Origin of the sequence: Caulobacter sp. Root1472 (genome assembly GCF_001426985.1) — a bacterium.
GTDB classification, from domain to species: Bacteria; Pseudomonadota; Alphaproteobacteria; order Caulobacterales; family Caulobacteraceae; genus Caulobacter; species Caulobacter rhizosphaerae.
In genome coordinates this window covers 61,956-71,497 of record NZ_LMFX01000017.1, presented here as the reverse complement: position 1 = coordinate 71,497, position 9,542 = coordinate 61,956, and the positions used below count along the sequence as shown (strand labels likewise).

Below are 9,542 nucleotides of genomic sequence, written 5' to 3'. Positions count from 1 at the left end.
ACGGGGGTCGGAGGCGGCCGTTGATCGGGTCCAACTTCAAGGACATCACCATGGCTGACGACACCGCGCCGCAAGACGGCTCGCGCCCCGGAGTGCTGGGCGACTTCTCCCAGGCCCAGGACCTGGGCCAGCCCGGCCATCCCGAGGACCGCGTCTCCGAGACCGACGTCAAGGAGGCCTTCCAGACCGCCGACACCCCGACCAGCCGCAAGGTCGAGCCGCTGCCGGAGGGCGAGAAGCCCGACCACCTGGCCGAGCACGTCGAGCAGGCCGAGGACCGCCAGGAGGCCCTGATCGACGAGAGCCTGGAGGAAAGCTTCCCCGCCAGCGACCCGCCGAGCGCCAAGCACATCACCTGAGGCGGACCCGCCAACGCGAAACGCCGCCCGGTCACAGACCGGACGGCGTCCCGCTCTTTGGCTTGGCGCATTTTCGTCACGCGAACCGGCGTCCACTCCGCTTGAAAATGCCTTAGCCCTTCACGCAGACGACCTGGCGCAGCGTGTGGACGATGTCCACCAGGTCGCTCTGGGCGGCCATGACCGCGTCGATGTCCTTGTAGGCCATCGGCGTTTCGTCGATCACCTCGGCGTCCTTGCGGCATTCGACGCCGGCGGTGGCGGCCACGTGGTCGGCGATCGTGAACCGCCGCTTGGCCTCGGTGCGGCTCATCGCCCGCCCGGCGCCGTGCGAGCACGTGCAGAACGAGTCCGGGTTGCCCCGGCCGCGCACGATGAACGACTTGGCGCCCATCGAACCCGGGATGATTCCCAGCTCCCCGTCCTTGGCCGAGACCGCGCCCTTCCGGGTCAGGTACACGTCCTTGCCGAAGTGCTTCTCCCGCGACACGTAGTTGTGGTGGCAGTTCACCGCTTCCTGCGTGACCACGAGGTCGGGAAAGGTCCGCTTCAGCACCCCCAGCACCTGCTCCATCATCACCTCGCGGTTGGCCCGGGCGTACTTCTGCGCCCAGGACACGGCCCGGACGTAGTCGACGAAGCCCTCGCTGCCTTCGGCGAAGTAGGCCAGGTCCTGGTCGGGCAGGTTGATGTACCAGCGCTTCATCTCGTGTTTGGCGCGCTCGATGAAGTAGGTCCCGAACCGGTTGCCGACGCCGCGCGAGCCCGAGTGCAGCATCACCCAGACGTCGCCGGCCTCGTCCAGGCACAGCTCGACGAAGTGGTTGCCCGTGCCCAGCGTGCCCAGGTGGCCGAAACCGCGCGGGTGGGCCGCCTTCGGATGCCGGGCCACGACGTCGTCATAGCCGGCCTTCAGGCCTTCCCACTTGTCGGCCGCGGCCGCCGGCGGCTCGACCTGCCACGCGCCCGTGTCGTTGCGCCCGCCGTCGTCGGTCCGGCCATGCGGCACCGCCGCCTCGATGTCCGAGCGGATGCCGAACAGGTTGTCGGGCAGGTGCTCGGCGCGGATCGAGGTGCGCACCGCCATCATGCCGCAGCCGATGTCGACGCCCACGGCGGCCGGGATGATCGCCCCCAGGGTGGGGATCACCGAGCCGACCGTCGCGCCCATCCCCCAGTGCACGTCGGGCATGACCGCCACGTGCTTGTGGATGAAGGGCAGGGCGGCGACGTTGCGCAGCTGCTTGAGGGCGGCGTCCTCGATGGGCACGCCCCGCGTCCACGCCTTGATCGGCGCGCCGTCGCTTTCAATGTGTGTGAAGCCGCTCATGGGCTTCTCCTTTTCCAAACCGCCCCTCCTGGCGACATGGTCGGAAAGCCTCTCGCACAAAACGAAGAAACCCCTCCGGCCAGGCCAGGAGGGGTTCCTACGAATATCCCGAGTTCAGACGAACCCTAGACCGGAACCCCTACCGACGCGCGCGCGCCCATCCGTTCGACCTGGCGGTCGAGCAGATTGCTTGCGGGCTTATAGGTCGGGGCTTTGTGCGCCATGGTCCTCATCCTTCGGGAGGCGGGCGATTACAGCGTTCGCCGAGCGGTGGGAAGGGACGATGGTGAAGATCAGCTGGGTGTGGCGCCGAGGTCACGGTCGCGGCGCCGGCCGTCGCTAGGCCCGTTCGGCCCGGTCCAGCTTGTCTTCCAGCCGGCGCAGCGCCGCCTTCAGCTCTTCCTGCTCGGCGTGGCTGAACTCGTTCTGATCCTTGACGCAGCGCGAGCAGATGTTGCCGATCAGCAGCGGCAGGATGAACAGCAGCGTCACGTGCATCAGCACCACGGCGACGACCCGGCCGCCGGTCGTGGCGGGGTATATGTCGCCGTAGCCGACGGTGGTGGCGGTGACGCAGGCCCACCACAGCGCATCGAGGAACGGCTTGTGCTCGAAGGCGGCGTAGGCGCCGGCCCCGGCCACGAGCAGCAGCGCATAGAGCGCCAGAAGTTCCTTGATGCTGTCGACGTATTTGAGCATGGGCCCCTCCCGAAAGAGGCTGACCTTAGCCAAGCCTCCCGGAACGGGTCCAGCGCCAACTCAATCCCTGGTCGTTCGTTTGGGTCAGATCGAGCTTCGGCCGGAGTGAAAACCTGGTCCTTCGACAAGCTCAGGATGAGGTTTTCTTACCGCCGAGCCTGCAAATGGTCCTCATCCTGAGCTTGTCGAAGGACGAGGGCCACGCACCGCCTTGAGGATCGATCCGCCTAGTGTTCGGCGGGCGGGGTCTGCTCGCCCGTCGACGCGGCCGGGCGCGCCTTCATGCGGGCCATGCCGGCTCTCAGCTCCTCCAGGGAGACCTTGCCGTCGCCGTCCGTGTCGGCCTGGGTGAAGCGCTTTTCCTTGCGGCCGGCGGCGATCCACTCGTCCTTGTCGATCCCGCCGTCGGCGTTCTTGTCCCAGGCCTTGAAGATCTTTTCGGGCGACGGCATCCGGGCCTGGGCCGAACCGGCGGCGGCGAGGGCGGCCAGCGTGGCCAGGGCGAGGGCGGTGATCTTGCGGCGCATGGGGTGTCCTTGGCGGTGCGTCCCTGTGGCGGTCATTAGGGCTGGGTGTTGCGGCGGTATTGCGACCTCGGCGACATTGAGCCGAGCCTACCAGACGCTTGATGGACCGGTCAGTTGGGAATGGCGTCTTTGATGACGCCGACCTTGTGCCAGCCCGCGCCGCGCAGCCGTTCAAGCACCGCCATGTAGGTCCCGTATGTTACGGTCTCGGATGCGCGGATCATCACCTGTTGCTGGTTCTTGTCCCGCGTTGTGGACACGGCGCCGACGTCGCTGGCCAGGGTGTCCAGGCTCGAAGGCCGGCCGTTGACCTGGATCGCGCCGTTGGCGTCGATGGAAATTTCGACTGGCTTGGACGCAGCGGGTTTGGAGGGTCGGGCCGGCGGCAGGTCGACCTTGATCGACACCGTCGTCAACGGAAGGAACAGGCCCCAGACCACCAGCGCCAGGACGATGGACGCCAAGACCAGGCCCAGGATGCGCTTCCAGCCCACCGCCTAGTGCTTCCCGCGGTCGCGGCCGAAGTTCGGCTCGGCGCTTTCCTGGCCGGCGGCGACGATGCCGCGGCGGATGGCGCGGGTGCGGGTGAAGTGGGCGTGCAGGGTGTCGGCGTCGCCCCAGCGGATGGCGCGGCTCATGGCCTGCAGGTCCTCGGTGAACCGGCCCAGCATCTCCAGCACCGCGTCCTTGTTGGCCACGAAGATGTCGCGCCACATGGTCGGGTCGCTGGCGGCGATGCGGGTGAAGTCGCGGAAGCCCGAGGCCGAGAACTTGATCACCTCGCTCTCGGTGACGTTCTCCAGGTCGGCGGCGCTGCCGACGATGGTGTAGGCGATCAGGTGGGGCAGGTGGCTGACCACGGCCAGCACCAGGTCGTGGTGCTTGTCGTCCATCAGCTCGACCTGGGCGCCGAACGCCCGCCAGAAGGCGCTGAGCCGGGCGACGGCGGCGGCGTAGGCCTCGTCGTCGCTCTCGGCCGGGGTCAGGATGGTCCAGCGGTTCTCGAACAGCTCGGCGAAGCCGGCGTCGGGGCCCGACTGCTCGGTGCCGGCGATCGGGTGGCCGGGGATCACGAACGCCTTGGACAGGTCGAGCGCCTTGAACGCCTCGACGACATTGGCCTTGGTCGAGCCGACGTCGGTCAGGGTGGCGCCCGGCTTCAGGTGCGGGGCCAGGGCGGCGGCGACCTCGGCCGTCGACAGCACCGGCGTGGCGATGACCACCAGGTCGGCGTCCTTCACGGCCTCGCCGATGTCGCCGGTCACGTGGTCGGCGATGCCCAGCTCGATCACCCGGGCGCGGTGCGCCTCGCTGGCGTCGGCGACGGTGACCTGGCCGACCACGCCGTGCTCGCGGGCCGCGCGGATGATCGAGCCGCCGATCAGGCCGCAGCCGATCACGGTCATCTTGGGGTACAGGATACCGGGGCGGCTCATCGCGAGACGAACTCGCGCAGCAGGTCGACCACGGCCCGGTTGTGCTCCTCCAGCCCCACGGTGACGCGGATGGCGTTGGGCAGGTTGTAGTTGCCCACGGCGCGGACCAGGTAGCCCTTCGAGGCCAGGAACGCCTCGGCCTCGAGCGCGGTCTTGCCGGGCGTGGCGGGGAAGTTGATCAGCACGAAATTGGCCGCCGACGGGGTGACCTCCAGGCCCAGGCCGCCGATCTGCTGGGTCAGCCAGGCGCGCCACTGCTCGACCAGGGCGACCGAGCGCTGCTGGAAGTCCAGGTCGGCCAGGGCGGCGATGGCCGCGTCCTGGGCGGGGATCGAGGTGTTGAACGGCGGGCGGATGCGCTCCAGCGGTTCGATGATCCCGGCCGGTCCATAGCCCCAGCCCACGCGCAGGGCGGCCAGGCCGTGCAGCTTGGAGAAGGTGCGGGTGACGATGACGTTCTCGGCGTTGCGGGCCAGGTCCAGCCCGTCCTCGAAGCGCGGGTCGGTGCAGAACTCGGCATAGGCCCCGTCCAGCACCAGCACCACCGAGGGCGGCAGGGCCGCGTGCAGGGCGCGGATCTCCTCGCCGGTCAGCCAGGTGCCGGTCGGGTTGGCGGGGTTGGCGACGAACACCAGGCGGGTGCGCTCGTCCACGCACTTGACGATCTCGTCGACGGCGACGCGCTGGCCCGGCTCCTTGGCGAAGCGGACCTCACCCTGGCAGGCGCGGGCCCCGATGGCGTAGGCGGCGAAGCCGTGCTCGCCCTGGACGATGTTGTCGCCGGGCTCCAGATAGACCTGGTTCAGCAGGGCGAAGATCTCGTCGCTGCCGTCGCCCAGGGTGATGCGCTCGACCTCCAGGCGGTAGTGGGCGGCGATGGCGGCGCGCAGGGCCGAGCCCTTGCCGTCCGGATACATATGCATCCGGTCGACCGCGTCGCGATAGGCGGCCTTGGCCTTGTCGCTGCTGCCCAAGATGTTCTCGTTGCTCGACAGCTTCACCGGATGGGCGACGCCCTCGATCTTCGACTTGCCGCCCACATAGGCGGCGATGTCGAGGATGCCCGGCTTGGGCGTGGGGCGCGGCGCGGCGAAGCGATCGGTGGTCGGAGCGGTCATGGGCGGATAACCTGGAAACTCGGCAGCGAAGAGGCGGCCTTCTTACACGCCGCCGGACCGTAACGTCTAACCCTTGGCCCGAAATCCTCGTCCTTCGACAGGCTCAGGATGAGGATTTCTATTCCGACCGGCCCGTCAGTCGTCCTCATCCTGAACTTGTCGAAGGACGAGGACGTCGCAGGCGCTACACGTCGAACTGGGTCGGCGCAGCCCCGATGACGCCCGTAAGGGAACCCGGCGCGCGGGCCAGGCGCGCGTCGCCGGCCTGGTAGAAGCCCAGCAGCGCGAACAGCTTCAGCCCGCCGGCCTCGGCGACCAGCTCGGCGGCCACGCCGTCGGCGGACAGGGCCTCGATGATGGCGGCGGCGGCCTTGGGGCTGTCGGTGACCCAGAAGGTCTGGTCGCCGCCGGTCGGCTCGACCTCGACCTCGGCGACGGCGAAGGCGACCTGCGGGCCCCAGCGCTCCAGGCAGGGCAGGGCGGCGAAGATCTTCAGCCGCGGCTCGGCCAGCAGCCGGCCCCACCAGGCGTTGTCGGGGACCAGGCCCAGGACGCCGACGCCCCACGGGGTCTTGGCGGCGGCCAGGGCCTCCCTGTCGGTGGCGGCGACGGTCATCGGCGGCGCGACGCCGAACCGCAGACGGGTCAGCTCGACGGCGCGGGCGGGGTTGGAGCCGCCCCAGACGGTCAGGTGATAGGGACCCTGGCGGGCCAGGCTGTCGGCCATCAGCTCGCGCCAGACGCGGATGACCAGGGCGTCGCTGGCGGCCTTGCGGGGCGCCTCGACCAGCTTGCGGACGATCAGGGCCTCGCGGCCGGGACGCAGGCCAAAGCCGGTGTCGCCCGCCGCCTGCTTGGCCGCCGCCACGGCGCGCGCCAGGCCGGCCCGCTCGTCCAGCAGGGCCAGAAGCTCACCGTCGATGGCGTCGATACGCCATCGGACCTCGTCCAGCGAAGGCGTCGCGTCGCCTGCGTCGCTACCCATGATTTATCCCCAAAATTGGAGGCCGGACCATAGACTTTGCCGCCGGAGGCGCAATAGGGCGCGATGACGGGAATAAAGTTGCGTGGCGCCCTGTGCTGAATCCGCCCATTCCGGCGGATCTGATGGTCTCAATAGACCCGCGGCGCAGGCCCGGTGTCGAACAGGCCAAGGCGGGTGCGGCCGTTGTCGAACTTCAGGGTGGCCGACAGGGTCGGGTCGCGGCCCAGAGCTTGAGCCACCGCCGCAGCGGCGGCTTCCGGGCTCTTCAGCGCCTGGTCGGGCGAGGCGACCTCACGCACCGTGACGTCCAGCGCGCCGCGCAGGCGGCCGTCGTCGTCGACGGTCAGCGCTCCTGACTTGGCGTCCAGCAGCGCCTCGCCCGCGGTCAGCCGGCCCTGCTGGACGGTCAGGGTCCCGCCGGCGTCGGACCAGTCGCCGACCGCGTCGGCCCAACTGGCCCCGTGCAGGGCGCTGATCTTGCTGATCTTGGAGTCCCAGATCAGGTCGGCGGTGCGGTCCGCGGCGATGCGGCCCAGCAGGCCGGTGAAGCGGGCCTTGGCCCCCTTGGCCTCGAAGAAGATCGCGCCTTGGTCGTCGGGGCCGGGCCGCACGTGCAACTGCAGGCCCGCCGTCGACAGCAGGGGGAACGGGGCGGCGCCCGGCGCGGGCGTGAAGACCAGGTTCGCGCCCTCGATCGAGATGCGCGGCGGGTATTGCTTGAAGCCGGCGAAGCTGGCGCGCAGGGCCTGGCCAGTGATCTGCACGTCGCCATTGACTGGCCGGGTCATGACCACGCCCCGGGGCGCGACGATCACCCAGTGGCCGATGTCGTAGGCGTTGGCCTCGCCGTTCAGTTCCGGCGCCCGCACGGCCCAGCCCGACGGCTCGGCGACCCGGGCGTTGACCAGCCGCACGTCCATGCGGAACGGATAGCCGGTGAAGGTCCGGCTCTCCCACGACAGGTCATAGCCGCGCGACTTCAGCGACAGGGCCGTGGCGTCCATCCGCTGCTCGGCCTGGCCGCGCAACCATAGCCAGGCGACGCTCCAGCCCAGAGCAACTATCAGCAGCAGCACGAAAGGCGCCAGCAGACCGCGACGCCGGGGCTTGCGGGACGGGGCGGCGGCGTTATGGGTCATGGAATGGGCGGCTCCGTCGGGAACAGTAGATGAGCGTTGCAGGCAGCGAAGACCGCTGGGTGTTCGGATATGGATCGCTGATGTGGCGGCCCGGGTTCCCGTTCATAGAGCGAAGAACCGCGGTGCTCCATGGCCGACGCCGCGCCTTCTGCATCTATTCGGTCCACCATCGGGGCACCTACGAGCGGCCGGGCCTGGTGCTGGGCCTGGCCCCCGGCGGCGCGGTGCGCGGTGTCGCCTACCGGGTGGCCGGGGCGCAGTGGCCGGAGGTCTACGCCTATCTGCGCGAGCGCGAGCAACCGACCGAGACCTATTTCGAGGCCTGGTCCGAGTTGAAGATCGATGGAAACGGCAAGGTTAGGTCGCTGGTGTTCCTCTCCGACAGGAAGCACGGCCAGTGGGCGGGGGCATTGACCCTGGAGCAGCAGGCCGAGCTGATCGCCGGCGCCCAGGGCCTGTCGGGCCGCAACATCGACTACCTGCGCGACCTGGTCATGCACCTGCGCGAGGACGGCGTGCGCGACCACGCCATGGAGACCCTGCTGAAGATGGTGGAGGCCCGGGAAGGGGCCTGAGCTCTCTTAGCGGATCGTTTCAGAACGCCGTCATCCCGGGCCTCGTGCCCGGGACCCCTCTGTCCGCCGCTGGTGCAGTGGGGGCGATTCGCTGGCGAACCGCTGGCGTCTCACGTGGAAGCTGAACCAGGGGTCCCGGGCACAAGGCCCGGGATGACGGCGTGAAAAGGGATGACTCAATCTCCCGCCGCCCGCATCGCCTCCAGCCGCCGGTACACCGCGTCCAGCCGCCGTTCGCAGACTAAACGCAGCGCCGGGGTCGCCGCCTGTCGTTTGTCCAGGCCATCGGGCGTGAAAACCTGCTCGGGGGCCTTGGCGTCACGGACGCCGGCGGCGCGCATGGCCTGGATCTCGGCCTCCGAGGGCGTCACCCCGAAGTGCGGCAGGATCTGCGTGAACAGCGCCTCGGGCAGCTGGCTGTAGTTGACCAGCCGGCCGCCGCCGACCGGATAATGCCGCACGGCGCCCTCGCACACCGCCGCCAGCACCCGCGCGCAGTAGTCGTCGTCGGGCACGCCGTCCGGCAGATCGACGCCGAAGGTCGCCGGCGGCACCAGGCTGGGGACCATCTGCACGCCGCGCCGCCGGGTCTGGGAGACCATCACTTCGACGGGCTCGCGATAGAGGAACACCCAGGGCGTGTCGGGAAAGGCGCGCCGGAACAGCGGCAGGTCGCGGCTGTGCCAGCAGTCCAGCTTGAGGAACAGGCGACTTTCGCCGTTCCGCGCCTGGCCCAGGGCGGCGGCCATGGCCCGCAGCAGGACGGCCTTGGCGTCGTCGTCCAGGTCGCCCCGCCGAGTGACGGCGTTGAGCGGCGCGGCCTCGGATACCACGACGTTGGCGGGCGAGGCGGCCAGCACCTGGGCCGCCAGGGTCGAGCCGCAGCGCGACATGTGGAAGATCAGGCCGGTCGGCTGCTGGGCGGGCAGGGCGGCGGACCAGGCCGCCAGGTCGCTCAGGGCGGTGCGCACGCCGAACAGCCGGCTGAACGGCAGGAAGCGCCGGCGGACCAGGGCGTCGTCGTAGAACGGCTCGTCCAGCCGCCGCCGGCCGAAGCGCATCCAGGTGATCGCGGGGCGACCGCCGACCTCGCTCACCTCGGCCGGCAGCCAGCCGGGCGTCGGCGTCAAGCCGTCGATGACGGGCGGCCGGGGCGAGGCGTAGAGCAGGTCGCGCACAGTCTCGGCGTCGAGGTCGAGGCCTCGGGCCTGCGCCGCCTCGGCCGCGCGCTCGGCGAAGACCGTGAAGTCGTTGATGTCGCCCAGCGCGTCCTGCAAGGCGACGTCGCGCAGGACCAGGGCCCGCAGCGTCGTCAGAGGATCCGCAGTCGACGTCGTGGTCTCCAGCCTGGCCGGCATTGGGTCTCCCGTCGGG

General features: G+C 69.8%; 11 protein-coding genes and 1 pseudogene. 3 read left to right on the top strand and 9 right to left on the bottom strand.

Annotated elements, in window-relative coordinates:
• Positions 1-20: 20 nt before the first annotated feature.
• Positions 21-359 (top strand): hypothetical protein, encoded by a 339-nt coding sequence (locus tag ASD47_RS13380; protein WP_235525873.1) that lies wholly within the window; start codon positions 21-23, stop codon positions 357-359.
• Between the two features lie 112 nt (positions 360-471).
• Here the strand turns inward: ASD47_RS13380 and ASD47_RS13375 are convergent, their stop codons facing one another.
• From ASD47_RS13375 to hisC, 6 genes are all read right to left on the bottom strand, one after another.
• Entirely contained in the window at positions 472-1,689 is a 1,218-nt protein-coding gene (locus ASD47_RS13375) for an RtcB family protein (RefSeq protein ID WP_056757169.1), read from the bottom strand.
• A 339-nt stretch (positions 1,690-2,028) separates the two neighbouring features.
• Positions 2,029-2,388, bottom strand: a complete 360-nt coding sequence (locus ASD47_RS27950) for a potassium channel family protein (protein ID WP_056757166.1) — start codon at positions 2,386-2,388, stop codon at positions 2,029-2,031.
• Positions 2,389-2,615: 227 nt separating this feature from the next.
• Complete coding sequence (locus ASD47_RS13365) at positions 2,616-2,915, bottom strand: EF-hand domain-containing protein (protein WP_056757163.1); 300 nt, start codon at positions 2,913-2,915, stop codon at positions 2,616-2,618.
• Between the two features lie 110 nt (positions 2,916-3,025).
• Complete coding sequence (locus ASD47_RS13360) at positions 3,026-3,409, bottom strand: biopolymer transporter ExbD (protein WP_056757160.1); 384 nt, start codon at positions 3,407-3,409, stop codon at positions 3,026-3,028.
• A 3-nt stretch (positions 3,410-3,412) separates the two neighbouring features.
• Positions 3,413-4,351, bottom strand: a complete 939-nt coding sequence (locus tag ASD47_RS13355) for a prephenate/arogenate dehydrogenase family protein (RefSeq protein WP_056757156.1) — start codon at positions 4,349-4,351, stop codon at positions 3,413-3,415.
• Positions 4,348-5,469, bottom strand: a complete 1,122-nt coding sequence (hisC, locus tag ASD47_RS13350) for a histidinol-phosphate transaminase (protein WP_056757153.1) — start codon at positions 5,467-5,469, stop codon at positions 4,348-4,350. Before hisC ends, ASD47_RS13355 begins: the two co-directional genes overlap by 4 nt.
• An 83-nt stretch (positions 5,470-5,552) precedes the next feature.
• Between hisC and ASD47_RS27605 the strand changes: the two are divergent.
• Positions 5,553-5,654: pseudogene (locus ASD47_RS27605) on the top strand (hypothetical protein); the annotation flags it as partial.
• On the opposite strand, the gene ASD47_RS13345 reads toward ASD47_RS27605, so the two are convergent.
• Positions 5,654-6,454, bottom strand: coding sequence for a chorismate mutase (locus tag ASD47_RS13345; protein ID WP_056757149.1), 801 nt, complete (start codon positions 6,452-6,454; stop codon positions 5,654-5,656). The pseudogene ASD47_RS27605 and the gene ASD47_RS13345 sit on opposite strands and share 1 nt — an antisense overlap.
• Positions 6,455-6,582: 128 nt before the next feature.
• Complete coding sequence (locus ASD47_RS13340; protein ID WP_056757146.1) at positions 6,583-7,593, bottom strand: DUF2125 domain-containing protein; 1,011 nt, start codon at positions 7,591-7,593, stop codon at positions 6,583-6,585.
• 29 nt (positions 7,594-7,622) lie between these two features.
• Here ASD47_RS13340 and ASD47_RS13335 point away from each other — a divergent pair, with 29 nt between their 5' ends.
• The gene (locus tag ASD47_RS13335; protein WP_056757143.1) at positions 7,623-8,168 is read left to right on the top strand and encodes a gamma-glutamylcyclotransferase; all 546 of its coding nucleotides are present in this window, start codon (positions 7,623-7,625) and stop codon (positions 8,166-8,168) included.
• A gap of 176 nt (positions 8,169-8,344) precedes the next feature.
• Here the strand turns inward: ASD47_RS13335 and ASD47_RS13330 are convergent, their stop codons facing one another.
• Positions 8,345-9,526 (bottom strand): aspartyl beta-hydroxylase, encoded by a 1,182-nt coding sequence (locus ASD47_RS13330; protein ID WP_056757140.1) that lies wholly within the window; start codon positions 9,524-9,526, stop codon positions 8,345-8,347.
• Between the last annotated feature and the right edge of the window lie 16 nt (positions 9,527-9,542).

Excerpts from the sequence above, each read along its gene's own strand:
- ASD47_RS13375 (WP_056757169.1), bottom strand. The coding sequence starts at position 1,689 with ATGAGCGGCTTCACACACATTGAAAGCGACGGCGCGCCGATCAAGGCG.
- ASD47_RS27950 (WP_056757166.1), bottom strand. The coding sequence starts at position 2,388 with ATGCTCAAATACGTCGACAGCATCAAGGAACTTCTGGCGCTCTATGCG.
- ASD47_RS13365 (WP_056757163.1), bottom strand. The coding sequence starts at position 2,915 with ATGCGCCGCAAGATCACCGCCCTCGCCCTGGCCACGCTGGCCGCCCTC.
- ASD47_RS13355 (WP_056757156.1), bottom strand. The coding sequence starts at position 4,351 with ATGAGCCGCCCCGGTATCCTGTACCCCAAGATGACCGTGATCGGCTGC.
- hisC (WP_056757153.1), bottom strand. The coding sequence starts at position 5,469 with ATGACCGCTCCGACCACCGATCGCTTCGCCGCGCCGCGCCCCACGCCC.
- ASD47_RS13345 (WP_056757149.1), bottom strand. The coding sequence starts at position 6,454 with ATGGGTAGCGACGCAGGCGACGCGACGCCTTCGCTGGACGAGGTCCGA.
- ASD47_RS13340 (WP_056757146.1), bottom strand. The coding sequence starts at position 7,593 with ATGACCCATAACGCCGCCGCCCCGTCCCGCAAGCCCCGGCGTCGCGGT.
- ASD47_RS13335 (WP_056757143.1), top strand. The coding sequence starts at position 7,623 with ATGAGCGTTGCAGGCAGCGAAGACCGCTGGGTGTTCGGATATGGATCG.
- ASD47_RS13330 (WP_056757140.1), bottom strand. The coding sequence starts at position 9,526 with ATGCCGGCCAGGCTGGAGACCACGACGTCGACTGCGGATCCTCTGACG.